The 25,677-nt window shown below is 64.0% G+C and carries 28 protein-coding genes and 1 tRNA gene; 13 read left to right on the forward strand and 16 right to left on the reverse strand.

Annotated elements, in window-relative coordinates; genetic code table 11:
• Window positions 1-4: 4 nt before the first annotated feature.
• Genes ygfZ through ACM9ME_RS08520 form a run of 3 tightly spaced genes read right to left on the reverse strand, consistent with a single transcriptional unit; the run spans window position 5 to window position 3,031 of the window.
• Entirely contained in the window at window positions 5-700 is a 696-nt protein-coding gene (gene ygfZ, locus ACM9ME_RS08510; RefSeq protein ID WP_415643030.1) for a CAF17-like 4Fe-4S cluster assembly/insertion protein YgfZ, read from the reverse strand.
• Window positions 697-2,217, reverse strand: coding sequence for a flippase (locus ACM9ME_RS08515; RefSeq protein ID WP_415643031.1), 1,521 nt, complete (start codon window positions 2,215-2,217; stop codon window positions 697-699). Before ACM9ME_RS08515 ends, ygfZ begins: the two co-directional genes overlap by 4 nt.
• 40 nt (window positions 2,218-2,257) lie before the next feature.
• Window positions 2,258-3,031 carry a PEPxxWA-CTERM sorting domain-containing protein gene (locus tag ACM9ME_RS08520; protein WP_415643032.1) on the reverse strand — a complete coding sequence of 258 codons (774 nt, stop codon included), beginning with the start codon at window positions 3,029-3,031 and terminating at the stop codon, window positions 2,258-2,260.
• Between the two features lie 190 nt (window positions 3,032-3,221).
• Here ACM9ME_RS08520 and rfbC point away from each other — a divergent pair, with 190 nt between their 5' ends.
• The 6 genes from rfbC to ACM9ME_RS08550 all read left to right on the forward strand — a co-directional run bounded on the left by rfbC (window position 3,222) and on the right by ACM9ME_RS08550 (window position 7,431).
• The gene (gene rfbC / locus ACM9ME_RS08525; protein ID WP_415643033.1) at window positions 3,222-3,803 is read left to right on the forward strand and encodes a dTDP-4-dehydrorhamnose 3,5-epimerase; all 582 of its coding nucleotides are present in this window, start codon (window positions 3,222-3,224) and stop codon (window positions 3,801-3,803) included.
• Window positions 3,804-4,859: a dTDP-glucose 4,6-dehydratase gene (rfbB, locus tag ACM9ME_RS08530; protein WP_415643034.1), complete on the forward strand. Its 1,056-nt coding sequence runs from the start codon at window positions 3,804-3,806 to the stop codon at window positions 4,857-4,859. It abuts the gene before it with no gap.
• A gap of 160 nt (window positions 4,860-5,019) precedes the next feature.
• Window positions 5,020-5,901 carry a dTDP-4-dehydrorhamnose reductase gene (rfbD, locus tag ACM9ME_RS08535; protein WP_415643035.1) on the forward strand — a complete coding sequence of 294 codons (882 nt, stop codon included), beginning with the start codon at window positions 5,020-5,022 and terminating at the stop codon, window positions 5,899-5,901.
• Window positions 5,898-6,770 (forward strand): glucose-1-phosphate thymidylyltransferase RfbA, encoded by an 873-nt coding sequence (gene rfbA, locus ACM9ME_RS08540; RefSeq protein WP_415643036.1) that lies wholly within the window; start codon window positions 5,898-5,900, stop codon window positions 6,768-6,770. Before rfbD ends, rfbA begins: the two co-directional genes overlap by 4 nt.
• A 111-nt stretch (window positions 6,771-6,881) precedes the next feature.
• Complete coding sequence (locus ACM9ME_RS08545; RefSeq protein ID WP_415643037.1) at window positions 6,882-7,211, forward strand: hypothetical protein; 330 nt, start codon at window positions 6,882-6,884, stop codon at window positions 7,209-7,211.
• Between the two features lie 144 nt (window positions 7,212-7,355).
• Window positions 7,356-7,431, forward strand: a tRNA-Phe gene (locus tag ACM9ME_RS08550).
• Between the two features lie 219 nt (window positions 7,432-7,650).
• On the opposite strand, the gene ACM9ME_RS08555 is transcribed toward ACM9ME_RS08550, so the two are convergent.
• The 4 genes from ACM9ME_RS08555 to ACM9ME_RS08570 are packed head-to-tail and all read right to left on the reverse strand — an operon-like array spanning window position 7,651 to window position 9,992.
• On the reverse strand, window positions 7,651-8,517 hold the full coding sequence (locus tag ACM9ME_RS08555; protein ID WP_415643038.1) for a hypothetical protein: 867 nt from the start codon (window positions 8,515-8,517) through the stop codon (window positions 7,651-7,653).
• On the reverse strand, window positions 8,514-9,278 hold the full coding sequence (locus ACM9ME_RS08560; RefSeq protein WP_415643039.1) for a recombinase family protein: 765 nt from the start codon (window positions 9,276-9,278) through the stop codon (window positions 8,514-8,516). Before ACM9ME_RS08560 ends, ACM9ME_RS08555 begins: the two co-directional genes overlap by 4 nt.
• Complete coding sequence (locus ACM9ME_RS08565; protein ID WP_415643040.1) at window positions 9,268-9,849, reverse strand: DUF2924 domain-containing protein; 582 nt, start codon at window positions 9,847-9,849, stop codon at window positions 9,268-9,270. Before ACM9ME_RS08565 ends, ACM9ME_RS08560 begins: the two co-directional genes overlap by 11 nt.
• On the reverse strand, window positions 9,738-9,992 hold the full coding sequence (locus tag ACM9ME_RS08570) for a DUF3489 domain-containing protein (RefSeq protein ID WP_415643041.1): 255 nt from the start codon (window positions 9,990-9,992) through the stop codon (window positions 9,738-9,740). The genes ACM9ME_RS08565 and ACM9ME_RS08570 overlap by 112 nt, the downstream gene beginning before the upstream one ends.
• Window positions 9,993-10,219: 227 nt before the next feature.
• On the opposite strand from ACM9ME_RS08570, the gene ACM9ME_RS08575 reads away from it, so the two are divergent.
• The 3 genes from ACM9ME_RS08575 (at window position 10,220) to ACM9ME_RS08585 (ending at window position 12,582) form a co-directional block, all read left to right on the forward strand.
• Window positions 10,220-10,852: a tyrosine-type recombinase/integrase gene (locus ACM9ME_RS08575; RefSeq protein ID WP_415643042.1), complete on the forward strand. Its 633-nt coding sequence runs from the start codon at window positions 10,220-10,222 to the stop codon at window positions 10,850-10,852.
• A 334-nt stretch (window positions 10,853-11,186) separates the two neighbouring features.
• Window positions 11,187-11,867 carry a PEPxxWA-CTERM sorting domain-containing protein gene (locus ACM9ME_RS08580; RefSeq protein ID WP_415643043.1) on the forward strand — a complete coding sequence of 227 codons (681 nt, stop codon included), beginning with the start codon at window positions 11,187-11,189 and terminating at the stop codon, window positions 11,865-11,867.
• A 373-nt stretch (window positions 11,868-12,240) separates the two neighbouring features.
• Window positions 12,241-12,582: an ArsC family reductase gene (locus tag ACM9ME_RS08585; protein ID WP_415643044.1), complete on the forward strand. Its 342-nt coding sequence runs from the start codon at window positions 12,241-12,243 to the stop codon at window positions 12,580-12,582.
• Here ACM9ME_RS08585 and ACM9ME_RS08590 read toward each other — a convergent pair.
• Window positions 12,579-12,989: an EVE domain-containing protein gene (locus tag ACM9ME_RS08590; RefSeq protein WP_415643045.1), complete on the reverse strand. Its 411-nt coding sequence runs from the start codon at window positions 12,987-12,989 to the stop codon at window positions 12,579-12,581. The genes ACM9ME_RS08585 and ACM9ME_RS08590 overlap by 4 nt on opposite strands.
• A gap of 45 nt (window positions 12,990-13,034) precedes the next feature.
• Between ACM9ME_RS08590 and ACM9ME_RS08595 the strand changes: the two genes are divergently transcribed.
• The 3 genes from ACM9ME_RS08595 to panB are packed head-to-tail and all read left to right on the forward strand — an operon-like array spanning window position 13,035 to window position 14,574.
• Window positions 13,035-13,424 (forward strand): RidA family protein, encoded by a 390-nt coding sequence (locus tag ACM9ME_RS08595; protein ID WP_415643046.1) that lies wholly within the window; start codon window positions 13,035-13,037, stop codon window positions 13,422-13,424.
• Entirely contained in the window at window positions 13,421-13,702 is a 282-nt protein-coding gene (locus ACM9ME_RS08600) for a DUF427 domain-containing protein (protein WP_415643047.1), read from the forward strand. Before ACM9ME_RS08595 ends, ACM9ME_RS08600 begins: the two co-directional genes overlap by 4 nt.
• Window positions 13,702-14,574 (forward strand): 3-methyl-2-oxobutanoate hydroxymethyltransferase, encoded by an 873-nt coding sequence (panB, locus tag ACM9ME_RS08605; RefSeq protein WP_415643048.1) that lies wholly within the window; start codon window positions 13,702-13,704, stop codon window positions 14,572-14,574. Before ACM9ME_RS08600 ends, panB begins: the two co-directional genes overlap by 1 nt.
• On the opposite strand, the gene ACM9ME_RS08610 is transcribed toward panB, so the two are convergent.
• From ACM9ME_RS08610 to ACM9ME_RS08640, 7 genes are all read right to left on the reverse strand, one after another.
• A complete protein-coding gene (locus ACM9ME_RS08610; protein WP_415643049.1) occupies window positions 14,571-15,005 on the reverse strand; it encodes an Hpt domain-containing protein in 435 nt (144 codons plus the stop codon). The genes panB and ACM9ME_RS08610 overlap by 4 nt on opposite strands.
• A 34-nt stretch (window positions 15,006-15,039) precedes the next feature.
• Entirely contained in the window at window positions 15,040-16,413 is a 1,374-nt protein-coding gene (der, locus tag ACM9ME_RS08615) for a ribosome biogenesis GTPase Der (protein WP_415643050.1), read from the reverse strand.
• Window positions 16,414-16,554: 141 nt separating this feature from the next.
• Window positions 16,555-17,880, reverse strand: coding sequence for an outer membrane protein assembly factor BamB family protein (locus ACM9ME_RS08620; RefSeq protein WP_415643051.1), 1,326 nt, complete (start codon window positions 17,878-17,880; stop codon window positions 16,555-16,557).
• Complete coding sequence (locus ACM9ME_RS08625) at window positions 17,877-18,542, reverse strand: tetratricopeptide repeat protein (protein WP_415643052.1); 666 nt, start codon at window positions 18,540-18,542, stop codon at window positions 17,877-17,879. Before ACM9ME_RS08625 ends, ACM9ME_RS08620 begins: the two co-directional genes overlap by 4 nt.
• 36 nt (window positions 18,543-18,578) lie before the next feature.
• Window positions 18,579-19,844 carry a DUF418 domain-containing protein gene (locus ACM9ME_RS08630; RefSeq protein WP_415643053.1) on the reverse strand — a complete coding sequence of 422 codons (1,266 nt, stop codon included), beginning with the start codon at window positions 19,842-19,844 and terminating at the stop codon, window positions 18,579-18,581.
• Window positions 19,841-21,445: a cation:proton antiporter gene (locus ACM9ME_RS08635; protein WP_415643054.1), complete on the reverse strand. Its 1,605-nt coding sequence runs from the start codon at window positions 21,443-21,445 to the stop codon at window positions 19,841-19,843. Before ACM9ME_RS08635 ends, ACM9ME_RS08630 begins: the two co-directional genes overlap by 4 nt.
• Window positions 21,442-22,317 (reverse strand): glycosyltransferase, encoded by an 876-nt coding sequence (locus tag ACM9ME_RS08640; RefSeq protein ID WP_415643055.1) that lies wholly within the window; start codon window positions 22,315-22,317, stop codon window positions 21,442-21,444. The genes ACM9ME_RS08635 and ACM9ME_RS08640 overlap by 4 nt, the downstream gene beginning before the upstream one ends.
• On the opposite strand from ACM9ME_RS08640, the gene chrA reads away from it, so the two are divergent.
• Entirely contained in the window at window positions 22,296-23,759 is a 1,464-nt protein-coding gene (gene chrA, locus ACM9ME_RS08645) for a chromate efflux transporter (RefSeq protein WP_415643056.1), read from the forward strand. The genes ACM9ME_RS08640 and chrA overlap by 22 nt on opposite strands.
• Window positions 23,760-23,765: 6 nt before the next feature.
• On the opposite strand, the gene acs is transcribed toward chrA, so the two are convergent.
• Window positions 23,766-25,676 (reverse strand): acetate--CoA ligase, encoded by a 1,911-nt coding sequence (acs, locus tag ACM9ME_RS08650; RefSeq protein WP_415643101.1) that lies wholly within the window; start codon window positions 25,674-25,676, stop codon window positions 23,766-23,768.
• Window position 25,677 lies beyond the last annotated feature (1 nt).

The raw sequence follows: 25,677 nt of genomic DNA on the forward strand, positions 1-25,677 counted from the left end.
TGACTTAACTTGCCTCAATCGCCCAACCGGGCAGCAAATTGGCGGACACATCCTCCATCCGCATATGCGCGACTTCGAGGCCCAGATCGGGATAACTCGCCCGCACGCGCTCGCTTGGCGCGGTCCCCGCCGGCAGCACCAATACGCGCCGCCGCACTTTGTCGCGGTGGTGCATCCTGGCGGTATTCTCCTGCCCGACGTAACAGCCCTTGGTGAAGCTCACGCCGTTCAGTTCGCGGGCATTGCATTCGAGCCACAAAGTCGCGTCCTGCCCCAATTCGGCCACGCCTTCGGGCACACCCAGCCTAAGCCGGTGGGCGCGGTAGCTGCTCGAAACATCGGCGCCTTCCGCCTCGCCGATCCAGCGCCGACCCAAAGCTGGCACGCGCGGATCGCCGTCACCTTCCGCCGACCAATGCACCGCGCGATCGTCGACCACCGCCACGGTGATGGCCCGCCGCAAGCGGTACAGGGTCAGCCGCTTGGCCAGCGCCGCCGCCTGATCCGCCTCGCAATCGACGAGTAAATCCTCGCCATCCGCCGACACGATAAAATCGAACAAGGCCTTGCCCTGTGGTGTCAGCAACCCCGCCCACACCGGCAGCGGCCGCGCGACATCGTTGGTCACCAGCCCCTGCAGAAACCCGCGCACATCGTCACCCGACAACCGGATCAGCGCGCGATCCGCCAGCCGGGTCATGCCGCACGCCTGCGCCGGACGATATCCAGCGCCATCGTCCGCGCCTCGGCGGGCAGGCTGCGCGCCGCGAGGATCGCCGAAGCGATAACCAATACCCCTGCCAGCACCGCCCCCAGCCGCGGCGTCGTCAGCATCAATGCCGCTACCGATGTCCCGACCATCAACAGCGCAAAATTGGTGAAAGTCCGCAGGCCCGGCAGCCGTTTTTCGAACAACCAGCCCTGCACCACCAGATCCATGCCGCAGCGAAACAGCAAGGCGAACGCGCAGCCCATCAGGCCATAACCGTGCATCGCCGCGAACAGCACCGCGAAATAGAGCGGAATTTCGATGGCATAGGCCGTCGTGACCGCGCGCGGACGGCCCGACGAATAAAGCAGAGTGATCTTCACGCTCGACAGCGCAAACACCCAGAACGCGACGATCATCACGCGGCCCGCGGGCGCCATTTCGCCGCCAAGGCCACTGCCGACCCACAATTTCATCGCCGGTTCGAACAGCAGGATCGCCACCAGCAGTCCTGGCGTCAGCAACGCCTCCAATATGCGCCCGGCCATATCGCCCAGCCGCTCGCGCGCCGCCGCATCGCTGCCCGACATGCGCGGCATCAGTGCCGACGTGATGGCGGAAGGGACGATTTGGATGCGCTGAACCAACTGGAACGGCACGGTGTAATGCGTCACCGCCAGCGCCCCGAGCACCCCGCCGATGACGAACCGGTCGCTGACCACCAGCAATGGCCCGATCAGCGACGAAATCGCGACCCAGCCGCCATAGCCGATCAGGTCGTTGAACCGCTCGCGGCTGATCCGCGGGGCGAACCCACGGCCGACTTCGCGGTGGCATTCCCACCACAACCACGCCACCGCCAGCAACCGCGCGAACGTCGCCGACCCAAGCAACAGCGGCAGATACGGCCCATGGAAATACGCGATCGACAGCGGCAGGAGCTGGAACAACGCGGTCGAGGTGACGGAGATCATGTTGATCTTCAAAAACTGTTCGCGCCCCTGCAGCGTTCCGGTCAGCGTCCCGGTCAGCGTTGCGATAGGCACCGACAATGCGAGCAACGGCACCGAAGCGAGAATCTCGGGGCGCAACGCCGCATCGACCTTGAACACGCCGGTGAAATACCAGTGGCTGACGATCCACAAGATGCCGCCGGTGATCACCCCGATCATCGGGTTGATCAGTGTCGCGGTCCAGAAGGTGATGGCGCGGTCTTCGGGCGGCGCATCCTTTTGCGCGGCGATGCGATACGCGGTGGCGCGGCCGAGCCCGAGATCGAAGAGTCCGAAATAGCCGAGGAACAGCCACGCGATGGCCAAGACCGAATAACGGTCCGGACCGACGAGTTTCAAATATACAGGCACCGTCGCCAGGCTCAACGCCAGCGGCAATGCCGATCCGATCAAATTATAGACGGCGTTCCGTCCGACGCTTTTTGCCACGCGCGGGCGCATGGCACGGGGCGCGCGATCTTGAAAGCCGATGTTGCCCGCCAAGTCGAAGTTCACCCCCCGCGCCGAGTAGCCCAAGGCGCGGGGAATGAGGGGACTACGCTAAAGCGCGTACCATGTGGCCGGCACGGCGGCGGCGCGAGGTCCAGCCGACCAGGCCGAAGCCGGAGATCATCAGCGCCCAGCTGGCAGGCTCGGGGACCGCGCCGGGGCCGCCGCCCAAGCCCTTTTCGCCCTGTTCCAGGTCGCGCAGATAGACCTGGCTCTGGAGGTTGGGGTTCGTGAGATAACCGAGCGTCTTGCCGGCGGGGGCGGTCCACAACCCGCTGGTGGTGTTGCCCAGCCAGCTGTTCGCCAGCGTCTGCGCGGCGGAGAAATCGGCCTGGCTGACATAGCCGGCGAACGACGAGCGGAAGTTGCCGCTGGTCACGTTATAGTTGGAATTGCCGCCCTCATAGAGGATTTCCCAGATGCCCAGCTGCATGGCCGCCGCATCGATGTTCTTCTGCTGACCGCTGTCACCGGCGACGATACCGGTGGTGGTGCCGATGAACGTCAGCATCTGGCGCAGCTTGGTCAGGTCGGGAATGCGCGAGCTGATCGAACCGAGCGTGTATGTCCCCGTCGCGACATAATGTTCGAGATCGACGCAGTTGGTCAGTTGGTCGAACACATTACCGTTCGTGTCGTGACCAGTATAATGGAACTGGTTGATGTAGATTGCGCCGTGGCTGATCGCGGGCGTCGTGACCGTAACGCCGCCAATCAAATTGGCACCAATCGACCAATTGTAGATGATGATCGTCGTAGCGCTGGCGTTGGCGGCAGGAAGCGCGGTCAGAGCGGCGGCGGCGAGTAAATATTTTTTCATGTGGTGCGACCCCGTAGATTCGTTTTTTTCGTTATTCTTTAAATAGTTCTGGCTGGGTTACGTTCCAACCTGACTTTTCGATCTATTAACCCCGAACCGTCCCACGCTGGGACAAACCGCATCGAGCGACGCGCGGGGTAGGAATCATAAGGGCCGCGGACTAGGGGCGATTTCCGGGGAATGGGCATCGATGATTGCGACTGACGGACCTGTGCGGCTGATCGAACCGAAGCGATTCGGCGATGCGCGCGGATGGTTCACCGAAGTGTATAGCGAGGCGGCGTATGACGCGCTGGGCATCACGTGCCGCTTCGTCCAAGACAATCACTCCTATTCGGCGCCCGCCTTCACGTTGCGCGGCCTGCATTTTCAGACGCCCCCGTTCGGACAGGCCAAGCTGGTGCGTTGCATTCGCGGCCGTATCCTCGACATCGCGGTCGACGTGCGGCGCGGGTCGCCGACCTATGGCGAATCGGTCGCCGCCGAGCTCACCGCCGAAAACGGCCGCCAATTGTTCGTTCCCGTGGGTTTCGCGCACGGGTTCGTGACGCTCGAGCCCGATTGCGAAGTGACCTACAAGGTGTCCGCGCCTTATGCCCCGGCGAATGACGGCGGCATTGCCTGGGACGATCCCGACATCGCGTTCGACTGGCCCTTGCCGGCGGGCACGACGCCCGAGCTGTCGGCCAAGGACGCCGGGCTGCCGCGCCTTGCCGGCTGGACGTCGCCATTCGATTATGACGGCCGTCCACTGACGCCGCTGGAGATTTAGATGCGCATTTTCGTGACCGGCGGGGCCGGCTTTATCGGCTCCGCGCTGGTCCGCCATCTGATCGACGATTCGGACCATCACGTCCTCAATTTCGATGCGCTGACCTATGCCGGAAACCTGTCGACCGTCGCGCCGGTGGCGGGCAGCAACCGCTATCACTTCGTCCACGGCGATGTCTGCGATGCGGACGCGGTCGCCGCCGCCATCGCCGATTTCCGCCCCGACGTGATCACGCACCTCGCCGCCGAAAGCCATGTCGACCGCTCCATCGACGGGCCGGGCGCGTTCATTCAGACCAATCTGGTCGGCACGTTCAACATGCTCAACGAGGCGCGGCGTTATTGGCAGACGTTAGAAGGGGACGCGAAGGCGGCGTTCCGGTTTCACCATATCTCGACCGACGAGGTTTACGGCTCGCTCGGCGACACGGGGCTGTTCACCGAGGACACGCCCTACGACCCGCGTTCACCCTATTCGGCGTCGAAGGCCGGCAGCGATCACCTGGTTTCCGCCTGGGGCCATACTTATGGCCTGCCCGTGCTCATCACCAATTGTTCGAACAATTACGGGCCGTATCATTTTCCCGAAAAGCTGATTCCTTTGGTCATCGCCAAGGCGCTGTCGGGCGATACGCTGCCGATTTACGGCAAGGGCGATCAGGTGCGCGACTGGCTGTACGTCGAGGATCATGTCCGCGCGCTGCGCACGGTGTTCGAGCGCGGCGAGGTCGGCCGCACGTATAATATCGGCGGGCATAACGAGAAGCAGAATATCGAGGTCGTGCAGACGCTGTGCGCGATCCTCGACCGGCTGCGCCCGCGCGCCGACGGCCAGTCCTATGCCGCGCAGATCGGCCATGTCGCCGACCGTCCGGGCCATGACAAACGCTATGCCATCGACGCCAGCCGGATCGGCGACGAACTCGGCTGGCAGCCGCAGGAGACGTTCGAGAGCGGGATCGAGAAGACGGTGCGCTGGTATCTGGAGAATGAGGGCTGGTGGCGCGGGTTGATCGAGGAACATGCGGCGGCGGCGCGGCGGGGTTTGGCGGGTTGATGGCGACCCAACACAACCCTGTCGCCCCTGCGCAGGCAGGGGTCCAGATGATTTCCCCTATCGGCGGGAAGCCGCGCGTGGAGGGTCTATCTAGGCCCCTGCCTGCGCAGGGGCGACATGCTTCGGTTTTATGGTTGGCCGGTGGCTGGATCAACGCGCTGTGAACACCGTCCTCGTCACTGGCGGCAAGGGTCAGTTGGGCATCGAACTGCAACGCGCCGCATGGCCCGCAGGCTGGCAAGTCCACGCGATCGATATCGACGAGCTCGACCTGACCGATACCGCCGCGATTGCCGCCGCCGTCGCGGCGCAGCCATATGCGGCGATCGTGTCGGGCGGTGCTTACACTGCGGTGGACAAGGCCGAGAGCGATCAGGTCACCGCTTGGGCGGTCAATGCGCTCGCCCCCGCAGCACTCGCCGCCGCGGCCAAAGCGGCCGACATCCCCATCGTCCAGATTTCGACCGATTATGTGTTCGACGGCGCGACCCCGGGCAAGCGGCGCCCCGGCGAAGCGACCGATCCCCGCAACGCGTATGGCGCGTCGAAACTCGGCGGCGAACTGGCGGTGCGGACGAGCGGGGCGCGTCACGCCATCGTCCGCACGGCGTGGGTGGTCAGCGCGCACGGCAATAATTTCGTGAAGACCATGTTGCGGCTTGCCGAAACGCGCGACGAACTCGGCGTGGTCGCGGACCAGCATGGCGCGCCGACCGCCGCCGCCGACCTCGCCGCCGGTGTGGTCGCCGTCACCGTCGCCCTCGCCGCCGGCCAGTCCTCCGGCACATGGCATTTCGCCAATGCGGGCGAGACCGACTGGGCCGAATTCGCCCGCGCGATCTTCGCCGGCAGCGCCGCGCGTGGTGGTCCGTCGGCGCAGGTCAACGGCATCGCCACGGCCGAATACCCGACCCCCGCCGCGCGCCCCGCCTGGTCGCAACTCGACACCGCAGACTTCACCCGCGATTTTCACATCGCGCCGCGCCCGTGGCAGGACGCACTCGACGACATCCTCGACGAATTGATCGGACGCAAAGCATGAAGGGCATTATCCTCGCGGGCGGCAGCGGCACGCGCCTCCACCCCGCGACGCTGGCGGTGAACAAGCAGCTGCTGCCGATCTACGACAAGCCGATGATCTATTACCCGCTGTCGGTGCTGATGCTCGCGGGCATTCGCGACATATTGATCATCTCCAGCCCCGAATTTTTGGGGAATTACCGCAATCTGTTCGGCGACGGCAGCGCGTTCGGGCTGAACATGAATTACGCCGAGCAGCCGAGCCCCGACGGGCTCGCGCAAGCCTTCACCATCGGTCGCGACTTCATCGGCGACGACCGCGTGGCGCTGGTCCTGGGCGACAACATCTTTTTCGGCGCGGGGCTCGGCGCGTTGCTCGCCAGCGCCACCGCGCGGCGCGAAGGCGCGACGGTGTTCAGCTATCAGGTCGAGGATCCGGAGCGTTACGGCGTCGTCGAATTGGACGAGAACGGCAAGGCTTTGTCGCTCGAGGAAAAGCCCGCCAATCCCAAGAGCAACGCCGCCGTTACCGGCCTGTATTTCTATGACAACCGCGTCGTCGATTATGCCGCGAGCCTCAAACCCTCGGCGCGCGGCGAATATGAGATTACCGACCTCAATCGCCTCTATATGGAAGCGGGCAACTTGTACGTCGAACAGATGGGGCGCGGTTACGCCTGGCTCGACACCGGCACGCATGACAGCCTGCTCGAAGCCGGGGAATTCGTCCGCACGATCCAGCACCGCCAAGGCATGCAGATCGCCTGCCTCGAAGAAATCGCGTTCCAGCAGGGCTTCATCACCGAGGCCCAGGCGATGGCGCGGGCCGATTTGTTCAGCAAGACCAATTACGGCCGGGCGATCGCCCGCGCGGTCAAGGACGGGCGCTGACCTCCGATCAAGTGCCGGGACGCGCGGGTTGCTCACGATGGGGCGCTAAGGTCTGGAATTGGGTGGTTAGCGGTCGTTGCTGGAATGCCGCCGTGAGCATAGGTTGTCTGCATGGGCGACGAGAAACCTGAATGGAGCGACGGGTTTGCTGCGGAGCTGCTTGGATCAGTTGTGCTCGTCGGCATTACTCGCCGAGCGGCTACCGGCGATACGCAAGAGCAATTCTTTGGAATCGTTGAACGGGCAGATGCGGAAGGAATAAACTTGGCCCTAGGGGACTCACGCTCAGGGGAGAGCTTCTTTCTTCCACCAGACACGCGAAACTTCTTGCCCGCCCAAGCGGGATCATATCGGCTTCGCGCAACTGGCGAGGTGCTTGAAAAACCAGATTTTACGAGCATTTGGACGATTGAGCCGGACGACGAGGATGACGATGAATGACGGCGCGAAAAAAATGGGATTGGGCCTTGTGAATCCGTGTGAATCACCTGGCATCGGACGGCGTGGACGACCCGTGCTGGACAGGCTTTCCCGCCCCCGCTAATGGCGCGCGTCTCGCTTTGGCGAACGCGGCCCGCAGGGTACGCCCAGGTAGCTCAGTTGGTAGAGCATGCGACTGAAAATCGCAGTGTCGGCGGTTCGACCCCGTCCCTGGGCACCACTCTTTCTGTATTTGCTCAGGTGAGCAGTAATCCAATCCGGCGTAGGCCCAAGAATGGCGCAGATCTGCGCCATTTTGCGAGTGCCTTACATCGGTCGCCGTGCCGAGAGACCAATGCCGCTCTGGCATGATGGCTGATCGCAGCTGTTTTTATCTAGAGGGCGTTTTGAAGGTCGGCGGATGCGATGCGCATCACAGTGCGCTTCTGGGGCGATCGCGTTAGGCAAATCCCAGCATCTCGCGCTGAGCTTGCCAATCAACTGGCAGGTTTGCGGCTCGGGCCAGCCGCTGGCGGTTGAGCTGCACCGGCTGCCGTCCATCAAGAATGGCAGCCGTAATATCCGGGGCGAGATAGCTGAGGCGGAGCAACACCGTAAAATAATCGCGGGTGTAGCCCTGTTCGGCTGCGAGTTCGGCCAGCGTCTTATGCTCGCAGCGATCGAGCGCCACCCGAGCGGCATTCGCTTTGGTGATCAGCTTGATCAGCGATGCATCTTGAAGGCGATCACCGCCGGCATCCGGCGCAAGTGCCAGGCGCACCTCTTTGCCACGCCGGACAAGTCGAGCTTCGATCGTAGACACTTCGGGGAGCGCGACGGCAGTCGCGCTCAACTCCAATCGGACGCTTTCCTCAAAAATCGTGATGCGACTGATGCAGGCCAGCAGGGCTGCCCGCTGCTTGTTCGGCGCTCCTGTCGCCAGAGCATCCAATATGGTTGCGCGTTGAATTGATTCATCATCCGGTTCGGCATTTAACGCAGCCGCTAGAAGGGCGCGCAACCGTGTAGTTACTACCGCCTCAAGATCGCCTGCGGGCACGCGCGATGCGACGCTGGGTGGCGCAGCCGGATCGATCCGGCTGACATAGTATCGATATCGGCGACTGTTCTTCGTGGCATGATTTGGAGACATCCGCCTGCCCTCCCCATCCCAGATGATGCCAGCCAGTAAACTGGGGTCAGTCGAGTTGGTACCCCAGTCGTGATCGACGCGATGTTGCTCCATCATTGCCGCCACTTTGGCGAACAATGCCGGTTCGATGATGCCGGTATGCTCGCCAGGATAAGACCTGCCCTTGTGCGTCACCTCTCCGAGGTAAATGCGGTTCTCAGCATCAAATATAGCGAGCCGCGGCTGAACTGAGCTCCGCCGTAAGCGCGACCATGCCGACTGATACGCACCTTGCTACGCAGATCATTAGCGGCAAGCTCAGCTTGCAAGGCCAGAACCGAGCCAAGGGCGAGATAGCGCTCGAAGATCATGCGCAGGGTCGCTGCGTCATCTTGATCGATGATGAGCTTACGCTCTCGAACTTCATAGCCGAGTGGCACATTGCCGCCCATCCACATACCCCGAGCCTTGGACGCTGCGATCTTGTCGCGGATGCGCTCACCCGTCACTTCGCGCTCGAACTGCGCGAAGGAAAGGAGCACGTTTAGCGTCAGTCGCCCCATGCTGGTGGTCGTATTGAAAGCCTGTGTCACACTGACGAACGAAGCTCTGGCCTCGTCCAATACCTCCACAATCTTGGCGAAGTCAGCGAGGCTTCGTGTGAGGCGATCGACTTTGTAGACGACAATCACGTTTATCCTGCCGGCTCGGATGTCTGCCAGGAGTCGCTTCAGTGCCGGGCGATCCATGCTCCCGCCCGAGAACCCGCCGTCGTCGTATATCTCCGCCGAAGGCAGCCATCCCTCCTGACGCTGACTGAGGATATAGGCTGCACAGGCTTCGCGCTGCGCATCGAGGCTGTTGAACGCCTGCTCCAGTCCGTCCTCGGTCGATTTGCGGGTGTAGATCGCACAGCGCAGCTCACCACTCGCTGCCGGTTCGTGTTTACGCTTCATCGTCATCACGTGCGACGAGGTTCTGGCCGGTTCGTCGCTTCAAGCCAAAGAAGCGCGGTCCTGACCAAGCGGCTCCGGTGATTTCGCGCGCGATCGGTGTCAGCGAGGAATAATTGCGATCTTCAAACTGGAATCCGTGATCAAGCGCGAGGACCCGATAGGTGCGACCTCTCCATTGTCGAACCAGGCGCGTACCTGGTTTCACCGTCCACTCCCTTTCGAGTTCGATAGCACCCCCGTCGCAAATCTGCTTTGCCAAGCGGGCGAGCTCGCGCACACGCGCAGGCGGGAGCCCTCCATGACAGCGCTCCTGCATGCGCCAAGCGACAGCACGACAGACAAGATCAGCACTCAAACCATCGGGCAGCAGCCGTCCTCGGTGCAGGCGGCGCCACTCTGCTCGCAGCTGGGGTGGCGACATCATCGCCAAGCCAGCCAATGACTCCCGCGCGACCACGCCTAGGCTTCCGTGCGGTAAGACGTTTCGCCGTCCTTCCGGGCCTCTTTGATGAGCACTTTCCCTTTCTTTCGCAGGCCGGAAAGAAATGCGCGGGCGCTGTGCGGCTGCCACTGTGTCGCCGTCATGATGTCCGTGAGGGTGGCGCCGCGATTGCGTGAAAGAAGCTTGGCCACGGTAGCGGCTTTGGTCGGCGCGGCGCGCATCGGGGTGGTCACAGCTGCCGAGGCAAGATCCTCGTCGAAGTTATCGGTCATTACAGGTCTCCATTGCGAGGGCGCACGATGCACCTCCGCACGACCTGAAGCCCGGTCGACCAAGGACCGGGTGCGCGCCCGACTCGACGCGGGCATGCCCAGACCAATGCTCTGTTCGAAAGACAAAGCCAGTCCATTCGACCGGTGGCTGCGTTGCTCGCAAGGGCCCAACCGGCGAAACCTGGAAGAGTTGTATCTGCGGCCAATCATGGCCGTGGAGAAACGTCGTGGGACACTCGCACTACGATCCAGTCATACAGAACCGCCCCGCATGGAATGTGGGCAAGGCTGTTGGAACCAAACGCCCCCTCACACAAAAACAAATTTGGGCGGTTCGATTCTTTCTAGACCGCGAAGGTCGCCTGCGGGATCGAGCGCTCTTCGATCTCGCCATTGATAGCAAATTACGCGGATGTGATCTGGTAAAGATCAAAATTTCTGATCTGATATCTGGCGAGGACATCAGAACCCGCGCGATCGTAACGCAGCAAAAAACCGGACGCCCTGTTCAGTTCGAGCTGACGGCGGACGTCAGAGCAAGTCTACTGCAATGGCTTGGGGCGCGGCGTGGCGCGGTCAGTGATTTTGCCTTCCCCAGTCGCGTGGACGATGGTGGGCACCTCAGCACCAGGCAATACGCCCGACTGGTCGACGAGTGGGTATCGGCGATTGGCCTGCGGCGTGCTGAATATGGGACGCATTCGCTCCGCCGTACCAAGGCATCCATGATCTACAAGGCAACCGGCAATCTGCGCGCGATCCAGATTTTGCTTGGACACACTAAAATTGAAAACACCGTGAGGTATCTCGGCGTCGATGTCGAGGACGCATTGGTCCTCTCTGAACGCATCGAGATTTAAATGCAGGCGGCCTCTCCAGAAATGGCGAGGCCGCCTACCAAAAACATTTACTACCCATCTGCGGTCGCTTAACCGGCCAGGCGTTACGCTCGTAATCAGACGCTCGTTAGGCTCGCCGTAACGTCCGCAATTGGGTGGAAAGCGGACACTCGACGGCTGAATTTTAACTGCTGCAAGGGGCCGGATGCTGATCTCGTGCTCGGCTAACGACACGCACATGGTGCGCGTTTTCACGCCCCGAAACATCCATTTGGGACTGCCTAGCCCATTCGGCCTATATTCCTCCGGCTTGATCCCAATTATTAATGACGCACCATAAGTGGGGGATTGAAACGTGAAGAGCATCACACGCGCGGCGCTTGCCGCAACGCTGCTGGCTGGTACGAGCGCTGGCGCGGCGAGCTACAGTTCGCGCACCGATTTCGAATCAGTCCTCGGCGCGACCTCGACTAAGATTACCTTTACCGGCCTGGTCGGCACTGCCAATTATCAGACCTACGCCACGGGCGGGTATTACAGCTGCACTGGCTATTCGTTGCAAGGCGTCAATTTCGACTCGCGCGGCATTGGCCCATTCTGCCCGACTTACATCTTCGACGCGCCAAGCGGCTATCAGCTTAACAACTCGGCAAGCGGCATGTTCGATCAGCTTGGCGGCCGCTTCACAATGGAAGTTGCGGCGACCAGCTTCGGCTTTGATTTCGGCTCGTCATCAGGTGCGGGCCTGTTCACCGCGACGATCGACCTTGCCAATTCACCTGATGTCGTAGCGTCGCTCGCCGTCGCCGGCCAGACCAACTTCTTCGGCTATACCGGCAGCGACACGATCCTGTCGGTCACGCTGCGCGATCCGGCCGACAGTGCGTTCTACATCAAGTACGACAATGTCACTTTTGACAATTTCGTAGCGGGTAACGTTCCCGAGCCTGCGGAATGGACACTGCTGATCGGCGGGTTCGGCCTGATCGGCATGGCGGCGCGCCGTCGCTCAAACACCACGCTGCACCCCGCGTAAAAGGCGTATTCAAAAGCAGAACCGATCCGAACGAGCACTTAAGTCGAAATTCACCCGGCTCCTGCTTTAGGCGTGACCGGGTTGTGCGCGTCTTCCTAGACGCGCGAGGCGTGGCACGGACGGTTCGAGGGTAATCGCGACAACGCCCTCGGGCCGCTCGTTTCGACCCCTGAGAGCTGCTGGCGGCCGAGACGGGGGCTATGACTTCACGACCGCATTGGGCACCGGCAGCTTATCAGTCGGATGGCCGAATAGAGGGCGTAAAGCTGTTGCGGAACAAACGTCCGCAATTGGGTCGTTAGCTGCCATTCCGCTTTGAATGTCCAATTAGTGATGCCACAGACAGATTTTGGCAGTTTTGGGTGGGTCCACGATGGTTATAATGTATGGCCTGACCAACTGCGACACGGTCAGGAAGGCGCGCGGGTGGCTCGCCGATCGCGGCGTCGCATACGACTTCCACGACTATAAGAAATCCGGCATCGACCGCGCGCACCTCGAAAACTGGGCGGACTCGGTCGGCTGGGAAAAGCTGCTCAACCGCGCGGGAACGACATTTCGCAAACTGCCCGACATGGACAAGGCCGACATCGACCGCGCCAAAGCGATCGACCTGATGATCGCCCAGCCATCGCTAATCAAGCGCCCGGTGGTCGAGCATGACAACGGCATCCTGATCGGCTTCAAGCCCGACGAATGGAGCGGGAAACTCTAACGCTCGCCCGCCATCTCCATCAGCTTGGCCCAATGCGCGTCGGTCAATTGCACGACGCTCAAGCGGAATTGCCGGAACAGCGGCATGTCGGCCAGCACCGGCTCGGCCTTCATCGCCGCCAGCGGGACGAATTTCTTCAACGGTCGCACCGGCGCGACATCCACCGCCACGAACCGCCCCGCGGCATCGGTCGCGTCGGGATGCGCGAGGCCGACGATCTCCATGATCCCGACCGCCTGCAGCCCCTCGTTCGAATGATAGAAGATCGCCTGATCGCCCAACTGCATCTGCCGCAGCCAGATCGCCACCTGATGGTTGCGAATGCCATCCCACACCGTCCGCTTGTCGCGCACCAGATCGTCCCAGCTATACTTGTTGGGTTCGGACTTCATCAGCCAATATTGCATGCCCGCCGCTTGCCAGCGTGCGTCCATGCGAGCAAGCGCGCGCAGATGACACGTCGATTGATTTCGTCGGGCAACCCGCTGGAGGGCGCTGCGGGATATAGTCGCGCGGTGGTGCAGGGCGACTGGTGCTTCGTCGCGGGCACCACGGGCCGCGATCCGGCGACCGGCGCGATGCCCGACGATGTTCGCCAGCAGACTTATAACGCCTTCGCGATCATCGAAACCGCGCTGTCCGAAGCAGGTTTCGCACTGCCCGATGTCGTCCGCGCGACCTACTACATCACCGACGCCGCGTTGCAGGATGCGATCATGCCGATCCTCGCGGAAAAATTCGCCGGCATCGCCCCGGCCGCGACGATGCTTGTCGTCGCGGGGCTGGTGCATCCCGCGATGAAGATCGAAATCGAAGTCACCGCGCTCAGGAGGACTGCATGACCAAGGCTGTATGGAACGGCGTCACCATCGCCGAAAGCGACGACACCGTGGTCGTCGAGGGCAATCACTATTTCCCGCGCGATCATGTGCGCGCCGATGTCCTGAAAGACAGCGCCACGACCACCCATTGCCCGTGGAAGGGCACCGCGCATTACCATTCGCTCAGCGTCGATGGTGCCGAAAACCCCAACGCCGCCTGGTATTACCCCGACCCCAAACCGAAAGCCGCCGAGATCCGCGACCGCATCGCCTTCTGGAAGGGCGTCGAGGTCCGCTGATGTCCTCGACCTTCACCCTCGACAGCGCGACCAGCCGCGCCAACCCGGTCTCCGCGCCGCTCAAACGCCTGACCGTCCCCGCGATCCGCGCGCGTAAAAATGCGGGCGCGACCGCCGAGCCGTTGGTCATGCTCACCGCCTACACCGTGCGCATGGCGCAATTGCTCGACCCGCATTGCGACATCCTCCTCGTCGGGGATTCGCTGGGGCAGGTGATTTACGGCCTTCCCTCCACTCTACCCGTCACGCTCGACATGATGTGCGCGCACGGCGCGGCGGTGGTGCGCGGCAGCTGGCACAGCGTCGTCATCGTCGACATGCCCTTCGGCTCTTACGAAGGCTCGCCCGAACAGGCGTTCGCCAGCGCGAGCCGCGTCATGGCCGAAACCGGCTGCGCGGGCGTCAAACTCGAAGGCGGCACAGCGATGGCCCCGACCATCGAATTTCTCTCCAAACGCGGCATCCCCGTCATGGCGCATGTCGGCCTGACGCCCCAGGCGGTGAACCAGCTCGGCGGCTATGCCGCGCGCGGGCGGACCCAGGAGGAACATGCACGCATCCTCGACGATGCCAAGGCGGTCGCAGCGGCAGGGGCGTTCGGCGTGGTGGTCGAAGGCGTGGTCGAAACCATCGCCGACGCCGCCACCGCCGAACTCGACATCCCGGTGATCGGCATCGGTGCCTCGGCCAAATGCGACGGGCAAGTGCTGGTCGCCGAAGACATGCTCGGCCTGTTCGAACGCACCCCGCGCTTCGTGAAGCGCTACGCGGACATGGCCGGTTTCGTGGAGGATGCGGTCAAGGCGTACGCGGATGAAGTAAAGTCTCGCGCGTTTCCGGGCGAGGCGCAGGTGTACAAGCCTAAGCCTTAAAGCCGCCCAAACCCCTGGTTCGCTGTCTCGACCTTGCGTCCGAACCCACCGACACGGCGCTCGACCAGCGGGTTGGTCTCGCGCCCGAACGCATCCATCGTCGCGTGGAAAATCGGACGCAGCTTGACGACGGCGGCCAGCGCCTGGTCGGGCTGGTCGTGCCGCTCCACGCAATCGCGCGCATGGCCTTCGATGAATTCCGCCAGATCGCCGACGCCGTCGGCGCCGAATTGCCGCGCTTCGCCCTTCAGGGTGTGCGCGGGGAGGATCATCGCCACCGCGCTCCCGCTGCGCATCGCCACTTCCAGCGCGGCGATCGATTTCTCGCCGTCCTCGCGAAAATAGCCGAGGATGCGGACGAAGTCCGAGCCCAGTGCGCCGCGCGCCCCGGCGAATTTGTCCCAATCGATCTTGGCTTCGGTATCGAACACAGCATGGGCTTAGCGCGCCGGTGTTAAAGCCCGGTTACGCAAACGGATTTTTTGACGACCGCAGCGTCAGGCGCACCGGTACCGCGCCGAAATCCAGATCGCGGCGCAGTCCGTTGATCAGATAGCGGCGATAGCTTTCGGGCAATTGATCGACCCGCGTCCCGAAAATGACGAAGCCCGGCGGGCGCGTCGCGGTCTGTGTCGCATAACGCAGTTTGATCCGCTTGCCCCCCGGCGCCGGGGGCGGATTGGCCTCCACCGCGCGTTCGAACCAGCGATTGAGCTGTCCCGTCGTCACGCGCCGGCTCCACGCATCGCGCGTTTCGAACGCGACCTTGAGCATCGTGTCGAGCCCCTTGCCCGTCGCTGCGCTGACCGTCAGCAGCGGCACACCGCGCACCTGGCTGAAGCCTTCGTCGAGCGCGGCGCGGACGCCGTTGAACAGCTTCGACTGATCCTCGGCCACGTCCCATTTGTTCAGCACGATCAGCATCGCGCGGCCTTCTTCGAAAATCTTGTCGGCGATGCGCAGATCCTGCGCCTCCAGCCCGCGCGTGGCGTCGAGCAACAGCACGACCACCTCGGCGAAATCGATCGCCCGCTGCGTATCCGCCGCCGATAGTTTTTCGAGCTTGTCCTCAACCTTCGACTTGCGCCGCAACCCCGCCGTATCGATCAGCCGCACCGCCTGACCGTTCCACTCCCATTCGACCGCGATGCTGTCGCGCGTGATCCCCGCCTCGGGGCCGGTAATCAGCCGCTGCTCCCCGAGCATCTTGTTGACGAGCGTGGACTTGCCCGCATTCGGCCGCCCGACGATCGCGAGTTTCAGAGGCCCAGCTGGACGTTCTTCGTCCTCCAAGTCCTCCCCCTCGGGGGGAGGCGACTCGGCATCAGCCGAGCGGGCGGGGGCCTTCTCGATCAACGGCAACAGCTCGTTGAACAGATCGACCATCCCGTCGCCATGTTCGGCACTGATCGCCACCGGCTCGCCCAGCCCCAGCGACCATGCGTCCAGGATGCCGCTCTCACCGCTGCGCCCCTCGGCCTTGTTGGCGATCAGGATCACCGGCGTCGTGCTCTCACGCAGCCACCGCCCGATTTCGGCATCCAGCGGCACCACGCCCGCACGCGCATCGACCACGAACAGCGCAACATCGGCGACATCGACCGCCGCCTGCGTCTGCGCGCGCATCCGCCCGGGCAAAGTCGCCGCATCGTCGTCTTCGAACCCGGCAGTATCGATCGCGGTGAATTTGAGCCCGATCAGCTCGGCCTCGCCTTCACGCCGGTCGCGGGTCACCCCCGGCCGGTCGTCGACCAGCGCCACGCGCTTGCCGACAAGGCGATTGAACAGCGTTGATTTGCCGACGTTCGGTCGGCCGATGATGGCGACGCGCGGTTTCACGAAACTCTCCGTTTGTCCTGAGGAGCCGTTGAGCCTGTCGAAACGGCGTCTCGAAGGACGTCAGTGCCACGTCCTTCGAGATGGGCCTTCGCCAAGCTCAGTCCCTCCTCAGGACAAACGGGTTGAATATGCGGGTCGGGGTCATCGAAACGCGATGATCCGCCCGTCGTTCGTCAACACGTACAACGTCGAATTGGCGACGATCGGCGGCAGGCTCATCGGCGCCTTCAACTGCATGATGCCGCCCGCCGCGCCGGTTTCGGGCGACACGCTCTGCATCTGGCCCTCGGTATTGACCAGCCACAAATTGCCGCCCGCCAGCACGGGACCGGACCAGCTGACCGGCTGACCCTTGTTCTTCTTGCCGGTGTAGCGGCGCAGCTGCGTCACCCATTTCACCTTGCCGGTGCCGCGCGACACGCACAGCAGCTTGGCCTCATCGGTGACCACGAACACCCAATCGCCCGCGACCGAGGGGGTCGAAATCCCCGCAATGTTCAGCTCCCACGCGCGTTGTCCGGTGACCAGCTCCAGCGCCACCATGCGCCCGCCCTGGCCCAGCGCGAACACCCGGCCCTGATCGATCACCGCGCCGGCATCGACGTCGGTCAGGCTGCCGACGCTGGTGTTGATGCTGGTCCGCGACAAGGCGTCGTTCCACAACGTCCGCCCGTTTTCGTAACGATAGGCGTTGAGATCACCCGACGAGAAACCTTCGACGACCGTACCCTGCGCCACCGATGGGGCCGCGGCCCCGAAGACGTTGGCCAGCTGCACCGCGGCGGCGCTGGTCCACTGCGTCGCGCCGTCGGCGGTGTTCAGCGCGAACAGCTGATTGTCCTGCGTGATGACATAGATGCTGCCCGCATCCACCGTCGGACTGCCGCGCAATGGTGCGCCCAATTTCTTGCGCCAGATCAAGGATCCGTCCGCCGCCTTCAACGCCCCGGCATCGCCCAGGCCGTTGGTGACGTACAGCGTATCGCCATCGACGCTGACGCCGCCGCCGAACAGCGACTTCGCGTCGCCCTTGGCCGGATCGCCAAACTGCACCGCCCAGATTTTCGCGCCGGTATTCGCGTCGAACGCCGTGACCGTCGCATCGACACCCATCGCATACAGCCGGCCGCCCGCCACCACCGGCGTCGCCGCCAGTCGAGATTGCTTGTTGCCACCCGCGATGCGTGCTTCCCATATGCGTGTCGGGGTCGCCGACAGCGCGAGATGACCAAGCGATTTGTCCGCGCTGCCCCCGGTCATCGCCCAACTGTCATTGACGATCGGCGCGGGCAGGCTGACCGGCACCGACGCCAGCGACGGATCGGTTTCGACGCCGCTCTCCGCCGTCAGGATCGAGACCCGCTCGCCCAGCAACACGCCCTTGGGCTTGGCCTTTTTGAACACGCCGCACCCGGCGAGCGCGAGGGTCATGGCGAGGACGATGGCCCCGCGATTATGCTTCATCATTGAACTACCGCCCTTGGTGCCTGTGTGGCATCGACGCCGTTGGCCGCGGCAAGCTGAACCGCGCGCGAACGCATCGCCTCCGGCACGCCTTGATCGATCGCCATCGCCGCGAACATCGTCCCCGCCACCTTGGGCTTGCCCATCCGCATATAGGCGATGCCGGTCATTTCACCGGCGCTGCCGAAAAAGCTGTTGCCGGGGACGGCCAGCGGACGCAGCCGGTCGACGACCTGCGCCGGCGTCAATTTGTCATATTCGGCCGCGGTCTGGCGAATGATCGCCAGGTCGCGGAACGGCTGGTCGAGGCTCGTGTCGGCGGCGATCGCGGCATAACGCTTTGCCGCGCCGTCCACATCGCCCTTGTCGAGCGCGGTCGCGGCCAGCGCCAATTGCGCCGTCGCGCGATAGCCATTGGTCTTGGATGCGGCGAGCGGGGTCAGCAGCGCGGTCGCACCGGTGACGTCGTTCGCCTCCAGCTTCTGGAGCGATTGCGCCATCTGCTCGCCCTCGACGCCGCGCGCTTCATATTGCTGGTTGCGCCAGAACAGCCAGCCACCGAATGCGATCAGCCCGACGACGATCGCGACGATGGCGATGCGACCCCACCGCCGCCACAGGCCCATCGCCTGGTCGCGGCGCAGCTCGTCATCGACTTCGCGCATAAAGGCTTCATTGGTTTCGGGCGCGATGGCCAAAGTTCAGGCTCCGGGAAATTGCTCGCGCGGCCCTAGCTGACCCGCGCGCCGGAGGAAAGGCTGGCGCTCACCCCGCGCCAGACTGCGCCATAACCATTCAAGCGGGCCGTAGTGGAACCGCGCCAGCCACGGCTTCGACCACAACAGAATCAACGTCCACACACCCAGCACGATCCAGTACAGCTGCGCCCGCTCCAGCGTGCCGAACAGCCCGAAGCCATAGCCGTAAAACAATGTCGTCGTGATCAGCGTCGTCCCGAGATAATTCGAAAATGCCATCCGCCCCGCCGCCGCCAGCCGGGTCACCAGCCACCGCATCGCCCCCGATTGAACCAGCAGGATCAACGCCGCCGCATATCCGAACGCCACGAACAGCCGCAGCAACAGGCTCAGATTGTTGGTCAGCGTCATCAACACCGGATCGAAATGCGACGCGATCAGCCAGCGCACGATCGGCACGTAAGCGAGCAACGCCACTGCTCCGGCCGACGCCACCCACACATAACGCCGCCGCCGCCATGCCCCGCCCAGAAACCCGCTGCGATACGCCGCCAGTCCCAGCGCCGCGATGCCGACGCCGCCGGGCAGATTGACCGGCAGGAACAGCGTTTGAAACATCGTGATCATCGGCTTGCGTGCCTCGAACGCGCTCCAGAACCCGCCGCGATAATGTTCCAGTTCGAACGCGATCACCGATTTGGGCGGCGCGAGTTGCACCAACATCTCGGTCCATGCCTGCCGTGCCGCTGCGCTCGCGCCCGGCATGCTCGCCGCCTCACGCAGTTTTTCCGCCGCCGCGCCATTGGCCAGTTCCATGCCTGCGCCCACGACGATCAACAGCAACCCGGCATAGATCAACGCCGACACCGGCCATTTGCGCGCGACGAACAGGATCGCGCCGATGCACGCATATTCGACCAGAATATCGCCATACCAGAACAGCCAGCCATGGATCATACCGAACGCCAGCAACCACACCATGCGGCTGTAATGCACCCGCGCCGGATGCTCGGCCCGGTCGGTGGTGATCGCCAGGCTGGCGCCGAACAGCATCGTGAACAGCATCCGCATCTTGCCGTCGGCAAAGACGTAGGCCAGCGCCCACGCCGCCAGATTGCCGCCCGTCGCCCCGCCGTAATAGCTTGGGTCGATATAGGCATAGCCGGGCTCGCCCATCGACACGATGTTCATGATCAGGATGCCGCACACCGCAAAGCCGCGGATCGCATCGACCGTTTCCAGCCGGCCCTTCAACTCAAATGCGCTCAATGCCCGCCCCCGATGCTCGCGATCGCATGGTGGACGCGCGCTTCCTCCAGGTCCAGTTCGCGCTCGATCCGCCGCCGCGCGCCATCGGTCAGGCGGTTTTCGAGATATTCGGCACTGACGGTGCGGCGTTCGATCTCGATCAAATCGAGCTGCAAATGCCCCGCCTCGCGCGATTCGTCGTCGATCGAACATCGCCCGCCATCGAGTTGATGCAACCGGTCGCCATGCCGCCGCTTGAGCGCCTCAATCTCTTCCGCCTCGCAACTATTGCCTTCGACGGTATCGAGGTGCGCCAGCACCGCTTCGATCCCCAGCCGCCGGACGCGGCGCTCGTCCGCGCTATTGCCCTTGCGTTCCTCGGCCCCCTCGTTGGTCAGCCCCAGCAACCGCGCCAGCGTGCCCATGAACGGCCCGATGCCCAGCATCGTCATGACGATCACCGCGAACGTCGCGAACAACAATGTGTCGCGCTCTGGAAACGGCTTGCCGCCGACCATCAGCGGGATCGACAGCGCGGCGATCATGCTGACCACGCCGCGCACCCCGGCAGACGCCACGAAGAACGGCGTACGCCAATGCGGCGGCGGGTCGATCCGCCGGATCGCCGGGATCATTCGCGGCAAATACGTCGCCGGAAAGACCCAGGCGAACCGCACCACCACCACGGTCACGCACGTCAGCGCCGCAACCGCCAGCGCATGGACCCAACCAAAGCCCTGCATCGCCGCGCCCAGCGCCTTGACCTGCAACCCGGTGAGCAGGAACGCCGCACCCTCCACACCCCACGCCACCAGGTCCCAGATGAAATAGCCCTGCAGCCGCGTCTGCGGGCGGATCAGATCGCGCCCGTTCCACGACACCCACAGCCCGGCGACGACCGTCGCAATGACGCCCGACCCGCCCAGTTCATGCGCCGGCAGGAACGCCAGATACGGCGTCGCCAGCGCCAACAGCACTTCGGACCGCGGATCGTTGCTGTAATGCCGCGCCTTGAGCGCGATCCAGCCGATCGCACAGCCGTAAATCGTCTCGCTGACCAATATGCCGATGAAGCTCAGCGCGGCGCGCGCCGGCTCGAACGCCCCCGTCGCCACCGCACCCACCGCGAAGCTGAACGCGACCAGCGCCGTCGCATCGTTGATCAGGCTTTCGCCCTCCAGCACCGTGCGCACGCGCCGCGGCACCGCGACATCGCGGAGCACGGCGGCGGGCGCGACCGCATCGGGCGGCGACACGATCGCGCCGAGCACGAACCCCACCGCCAACGGCATGCCCATGACGAAATACAGCAGCCCCGCCACGGCACTCGCGGTAAAGATCACGCATCCGATCGCCAGCAGCAGAATCGCGCGCAAATTCGACCGGAACCCGCGCCAGCTCATCCCGACGCCCGACGAATACAGGATCGGCGGCAACAATGTGATCAGCACCAGCTGCGGCTCGACATGTACCGGCGGCATGCCGGGCACGAACGCGATGGCCATGCCACCGAGCAGCAGGACGATCGGCGCGGCGATCTTGGTCACCCGCGCCACGACGCTCAGCACCGCCAGCGCGATCGCCGCCAGCGGCAGCGCGAACAGCTGGACCGTCTCGCTCATTTGCTCAGCCAATCCGGCGGCCCGCGCTCGTCACGCAGACCGGCGCACAGCCCCTGCCACGCATATCCCGCCTGCGCCCACGCCCCGCGCCGCACGAATTTGAGCAGCAACTGCGCGATCAGCAGCACGAACGCCACCGGCACCCGCGCCGGCCACACGTCGCGCGTCACATTCACCTTGTTGCGCTCGTCGAGATAGATCGGCAGCTTTGGTCGCGACCGCATCGCCGCATTCGACCCCGTCACCGCGCCCTGCCGGTGCAGCACCAGAGCCTCCGGCGCAAAGCCGAGCTTCAACCCGCGCGCCCGCGCCCGCAGGCACCATTCGACCTCTTCGCAATACAGGAAATAATCCTCGCGCATCGGCCCCGCCAGCGCGAGAAATCGCGGCGAGACCAGCATCGACGCGCCAAGCAGATAATTCTGCCGTCCCTCGACCTCCGCCGCATCGGGCAAGGCGGTCACCGGCAGACCGTAGCCGATCGACACCGGCCGCCCGGCCCAGCCATGCCACTGCCCGCCGCACCCCTGCACGCGCTCGTCCTCGAAATGCAGCACGCCGCCGGTCGCATCTACATCGCCGCGCGCCAGCCGCGCGACCAACGCCGCCAGCGCCCCTGGCGAAGGCTCGGTATCCGGATTGAGGATCCACCACGCGGTCGCATCGGGCCGCGCCCGCATCCCGACATTACAGCCGCCGGCAAAGCCGATATTCCCGCCCCCGTCGATCACCTCGACCGCCTGCCCGGCGGCGAGTGTCGTCGGAAGCGCCGCCTGCGTCGCGGCAGTCGCCTCGGCGCCGCCATTTTCACAGACGACGACGTCGAAATCCGCATGCGTCTGCCGCGCCAATGCTTCGAGGCACCGCGCCACGTCCGCCTGACTGCGAAACGACACGATACAAACGGCGACAGTCATGCGGCGAACGGGCTCATCGCACAGGCGATAAGCGAAGCATTCGGCGCTTCATAGAGACCACGCATGCGCAACGTTTCCGCGCCAGGGAAATGTTGACGCCACCGCCCGACAGAGGCAGTTTCGTTTTGCGGGCTAACGCGGACGCCCGGTTAGACGGCGCGCCGTCCAAGTTCCGCTCCACGTGCCGCGCCGGCGGCTTGGAGCGAATTATGGATGATCTTCCCGACACGAGCCGAACCCCGGTCATTTCCCTGTCCGCATTGTTCCTGAAATTCCTCCGGTTCGGTTTGCTGGCCTTTGGCGGTCCGGTCGCGCAGATCGCAATGGTGCGGCAGGCTCTGGTCGAAGACGAACAATGGATCAGCAAGCCGCGGTTCAACCGGCTGCTCGCGGTGCTGCAGGTGTTGCCCGGCCCCGAAGCGCACGAGCTTTGCGTTCATCTCGGGATCGTCGCGCGTGGCCGGTTGGGCGGCTTGCTTGCCGGCCTCGGCTTCATGCTGCCCGGATTCCTTCTGATGCTGGTTGCCGGTTGGTTCTATGTCGGCTGGGTTGCCGGCCACCAGGTTTGGACCCGCCCGCTAATCGGTTTGCAGATCGCTGTGCTGGCAGTGATCGTTCGCGCTGTCGTGCGCATTGGCGAACATGTCCTGGAAACTCCGTGGCTCTGGGCCGTTGCCGTGGCCAGCTGCGTTGCGACGCTGCTGGGTATCGCATTCTGGATTCCTTTGCTCGTCGGCGGGCTCGCTTACGCCGTGCGCCACAGGCCCATCCTTGTGTCTGCAATAGTCGCGGCAGCATCGGCCCTTGCATGGCTGCTCCACGGCGACGCTGCGGCGGCTCCAATCGCCGTCAAAGGCGGCGCAGTCACCTTGATCGCCTTATTCCTGGCTGGTCTGAAAGGCGGAATGCTGACTTTTGGCGGCGCGTACACCGCCATTCCGTACGTTCGGGCGGATACGGTGGGGCGCGGCTGGATCGCCGATGCCAGCTTTCTTGACGGCGTGGCCATTGCCGGCGTCCTGCCCGCGCCCTTGGTCATTTTCGCGACCTTCGCCGGCTATGTCATCGGCGGCGCGAATGGCGCGCTGGCGATTACGGCCGGCATGTTCCTCCCCGCCTTCGCCTTTTCGATGATCCTGTTCGAACGCCTCGAAGCGATCATCGAAAACCCGGCACTGCATGACGTGTTGACGGGTATCGCCGCCGCGGTCGTCGGCATCATCGCCGCAACCGTCCTTCAACTGGGCGCAGCCGCTGCCGGCCGCGTGTCCTCCCCGGCCATCGCCGCCCTGCTTTTCGTCATCGCACTGGCGGCCGCTTGGCGGCTGAAAGGCGCTTGGGTGACGCCTGCGATCCTTGCCATGGGAGCGTTGGCGGGAGCCGCCTTGCCAATTTGAACGGCGCTACTGTCCGATCCGGTTCGCCACCAGATCGTCGACCACCGCCGGGTCTGCCAGCGTACTCGTATCGCCCAGCGCCGCCGCCGATACTTCGCCCTCCGCAATCTTGCGCAAAATCCGCCGCATGATCTTGCCGCTGCGCGTCTTGGGCAGGCCGGGGGCGAATTGCAGCGCGTCGGGGCTGGCGATCGGGCCGATCTCGCGGCGGACCCATTGCACCAGTTCGCGGCGCAGTTGGTCGGACGGCGTGGCATCGGCGTTGAGCGTGACATAGGCATAAATGCCCTGCCCCTTGATGTCGTGCGGCATGCCGACCACCGCCGCCTCGGCAACGTCGGCGTGCAGCACCAGCGCGCTCTCGACCTCGGCGGTGCCCATGCGATGCCCGCTGACATTGATCACATCGTCGACCCGGCCGGTGATCCACCAATAGCCATCCGCGTCCCGCCGCGCCCCGTCGCCGGTGAAATATTTGCCCGGATAGGCGGTGAAATAGGTCTGGAAGAACCGATCCGCGTCGCCCCACACGCCGCGCATCATCCCCGGCCAGCTCGTCGTCAGGCACAGATTGCCGCTCGTTGCGCCTTCCAACACTTGGCCGTCCGCATCGACCAGTTCGGGTGTCACGCCCGGCAGTGGCAGCGTGGCCGACCCGGGCTTGAGCGGCATCGCCGGGCTTGGCGCGATCAGCGCGGCGCCGGTCTCGGTCTGCCACCACGTGTCGATCACCGGGCAGCGGCCCTCGCCGACGACATCGTGATACCAGCGCCATGCCTCGGGATTGATCGGCTCGCCCACCGTGCCGAGCAGTTTCAGCGAGCTGCGGCTGGTCCGCGTGACGAAATCGTCACCCTCGCGCATCAAGGCACGCAGCGCGGTCGGCGCCGTAAAAATCGTCTCGACCTGGTGCTTGTCGCACACCTCCCAGAACCGGGACGGCGTGGGGTAGTTCGGCACGCCCTCGAACATCAACGTCGCGCCGCCATTGGCCAGCGGGCCATAGACGACATAGCTGTGCCCGGTGACCCAGCCGACATCGGCGGTGCACCAGAATAGCTGTCCCGGCTGATGCGCGAAGCAGAGTTCGTGCGTGTACGCCGCCCAGAACAGATAGCCGCCGGTGGTGTGCATCACCCCCTTGGGCTTGCCGGTCGATCCACTGGTATAGAGGATGAACAGCGGGTCTTCGGCGTTCATCGGCTCGGGCGGGCAGTCGGCGGAGACCGTCTCGGCGGCCTCATGATACCAGATGTCGCGGCCGTCCTGCATCGTGACTTCGCCGCCCGTCGCCTGCACGACGATCACCGTATCGATTTCGGCGATCGCGCATGCCGCATCGACATTGGCCTTGAGCGGCACGGACTTGCCGCCGCGCCGCCCCTCATCCGCCGTAATCACGATGCGGCTACCGCAATCCTCCAGCCGCCCCGCCAGCGCTTCGGGCGAGAACCCTCCGAACACCACCGAATGCACCGCCCCGATCCGCGCGCACGCCAGCATCGCGAACGCCGCTTCGGGGATCATCGGCATGTAAATGGTCACGCGGTCGCCTTTACGGACGCCTTGCGATTTCATTACGTTAGCGAAACGACATACCGCGCGGTGAACCTCTCGGTACGTGAACTTATGGAACCTATCGTCCGGTTCGTCCGGCTCGAACACGATCGCCACCTGGTCGCCCCGTTCCGTCAAATGCCGGTCGATGCAATTGGCGCTGACGTTCAGCACCCCTTCGCCAAACCAGCGAATGTGGAAATCGTCCTTCTCGAACGACCAGTCGCCAGCCTGCGTCGGTGGCGTCATCCAGTCGAGCCGCTTGACAGCGTCGAGCCAGAAGGCGTCGCTTACACCGGCATTCAGCGCCTCACGCCCGTCGCGGTCCAGCGCGCCCGGAAATGCCTGTGCCGTCACCATC

Origin of the sequence: Sphingomonas antarctica, assembly GCF_965137005.1 — a bacterium.
GTDB classification, from domain to species: domain Bacteria; phylum Pseudomonadota; class Alphaproteobacteria; order Sphingomonadales; family Sphingomonadaceae; genus Sphingomonas_O; species Sphingomonas_O antarctica.